General features: G+C 27.4%; 1 pseudogene. It reads left to right on the top strand.

The window, feature by feature from the left end:
* Positions 1-128: pseudogene (locus KGF50_RS21930) on the top strand (arsenical-resistance protein); the annotation flags it as partial.
* Positions 129-394: the final 266 nt, after the last annotated feature.

Here is a 394-nt window from a genome sequence, read left to right as displayed (position 1 = left end):
ATGCTCAAGTATCTATACCAGTTGCGATACTTATATGGCTTATGATATATCCAATGATGTTAAAAATAGATTTTACAGCTATAAAAAATGCAACACGACAAAAGAAAGGACTCATGGTAACATGTGGTATTAGTTCCAAAATAGAGTGCATGAAGTATAAGTGATTATATAAATTACCAGATATAGAAAATAATTGTCTTTACTATATTAAATTTAAATTTGAAGAAGGTGAATTATTGAATTCACTGCAACATTTATTACTAAAGGAACAGGGACTAAAATCAAAACATATGAAAAATACTATATAAACATTAAAGTTAAAGGGGGATTTGTTTGTTATGGAAAAAGAAAAATTAGGTTTTATAATGTGTGTTTGTACTGGAAAATGTCCAGG

Source organism: Clostridioides sp. ZZV15-6598, assembly GCF_020657705.1.
Classification (GTDB): Bacteria; Bacillota; Clostridia; order Peptostreptococcales; family Peptostreptococcaceae; genus Clostridioides; species Clostridioides difficile_F.
The sequence above is the reverse complement of the archived record's forward strand: the minus strand, read 5'-3'. Positions and strand labels throughout refer to the sequence as shown.